This window comes from Okeania sp. SIO2B9, assembly GCF_010672505.1.
Taxonomy (GTDB): Bacteria; Cyanobacteriota; Cyanobacteriia; order Cyanobacteriales; family Microcoleaceae; genus Okeania; species Okeania hirsuta.
Genome location: NZ_JAAHGK010001319.1, coordinates 1 through 2,066, shown reverse-complemented (window position 1 = coordinate 2,066; position 2,066 = coordinate 1). Strand labels below are relative to the sequence as shown.

1 protein-coding gene is annotated in these 2,066 nt (G+C 37.0%); it reads left to right on the top strand.

The genetic code is table 11. The annotated features are described in order from the left end of the window. Positions 1 to 1,637, top strand: a 1,637-nt coding sequence (locus F6K13_RS30270; protein ID WP_287289441.1) for a thioesterase domain-containing protein, incomplete at its 5' end; no start/stop codon positions are given. Positions 1,638 to 2,066 lie beyond the last annotated feature (429 nt).

Sequence of the window (2,066 nt, the reverse complement as noted above, 5' to 3'; positions counted from 1 at the left end):
GTCCTATTGCTAACAATCAACTCTACATTCTTAGTCGCGATCTACAACCACTTCCCATGGGTGTTCCTGGGGAGCTATATATTGGTGGAGTTGGTGTAGCAAATGGTTATCTTAATCGTCCGGAGCTGACTGCGGAAAAATTTATCTCCAATCCGTTTAGCGATCGAGGAAAAAGCAGACTATACAAAACAGGAGATTTAGCTCGCTATCTTCCTGATGGTAATATCGAATTTATTGGTCGCATCGATAACCAAGTCAAAATTCGAGGTTTTCGGATCGAAATCGGAGAAATTGAAACGACTATCAGTCAACATCCCACTGTTAAAGAAACAGTAGTTTTGGCAAGGGAAGATAATCCTGGTAATAAACGTTTAGTAGCGTATATTGTGCCCGAAACTGAGGCAAATCAAGAAATTGTGTCGCAACTCAAACAATATCTAAAACAAAAGTTGGCAGAGTATATGGTGCCTTCAGCTTTTGTGGTTTTGTCACAACTACCGTTAACTCCGAATGGGAAAGTTAACCGTCGTGCTTTACCTGTACCAGATATTTCTAGTTTTAGTGAGAGTAATAATATTGTTGCACCACGAGATGATATTGAAGGGAAGTTAGCAGAAATTTGGTCAAATATTCTCAATATTAATCCGGTGGGAATTAAAAATAATTTCTTTGAGTTAGGAGGTCATTCTGTTTTAGCAGTTAACTTAATGGCAAAAATTCAGCAAAAGTTTGCCAAACAATTACCTTTATCTACTCTGTTTACTAATCCCACAATTGAAGATTTAGCAAGTTTAATCCGAGGAGAAAATCAAGTTATTTCTTCTTCTCTAGTTCCGCTGCAAACTCAGGGAAATAAGCAACCATTTTTCTGCGTACATCCGGCGGGAGGTCATGTATTTTATTACCAAGAATTGTCCCGTTATTTAGGTAATAATCAACCTTTTTATGGCTTACAAGCACAGGGGTTTAATGAAGGAGAAAAAATCTTCACAAATGTGGAAGATATGGCTGAGTTCTATATCAAAACTATTCAAGAATTTCAACCAGAAGGGCCTTATCAAATTGGTGGTTGGTCTTTTGGTGGAGTTGTTGCTTTTGAAATGGCACAGCAGTTACTTCAACAAGGGCAAAAAGTTAGTTTATTGGCTTTGTTAGATCCTTGGGTTCCTATTCTATTAGACCACAATAAAAAGATTGATAATTTGTACATGAGGGGTGTATTAAGTCGTTATTTTGGAGGAATGTTTGGTATAACTAATTTAGTTAGCGAGGATGAATTAATTGGGCTAAGTTCAGAGGAGCAAATAGAGTTTATTATTGATAAAGCGGAAAAATTAGAGTTATTTCCCCAGGAAGCGACTCGCGAACAAAATCGGCGGTTTATTGATGTAATTATTGGCACTTTGAAGGCAACTTATAGTTATAAACGTCGGCCTTATTCCGGTAAAGTAACAGTCTTTCGTGCGGAAGAAAAGCATCCTCATGGAATAGATCCGCAATTAGTTTGGGTAGAAATGTATGCTATTTTAGATGTAGTTGATATGGAGGTAGTTATGGTTCCTGGCAATCATTTTACATTTATCAAGGAACCAAACAATAAAGTATTAGCAGAACGTTTGAGTGAGCATTTAAAGTAGGTAAGTATTCAGCAGTTAGCTACCAGCTATCAGTTATAGCAATTCGCAATTATTTGGAGGCTTGCTCAAATCCCCGTTATACCAAATTGATAAATTTTTGCTACAAATAGCTAGGATATTTCTTAGGAGTCAGGAGTCGTATAGGAATGGCTTTAATACCATTTTTTTAGGGCATAAATTATCTTTTTTGTCAAAGGGACATCTCTTTTAAAATCTTTTAATCACGCTGATTATTCGTAACATTCTTTTTTCAAATTGGTATTACAAAAATAACTTCTGACTTCCCCTCCTGGGAGGGGGAGGGGCGAGGGGTGGGTTGACTTCTGACTTCTGACTTCGTTAACCCTGTTCCGTCTTTTGGAGGAGATGTCTAATGGAACAAATAAGTTTAAGTACCTTTTTGAGAGTATTTGCTTTTATCATATAGTT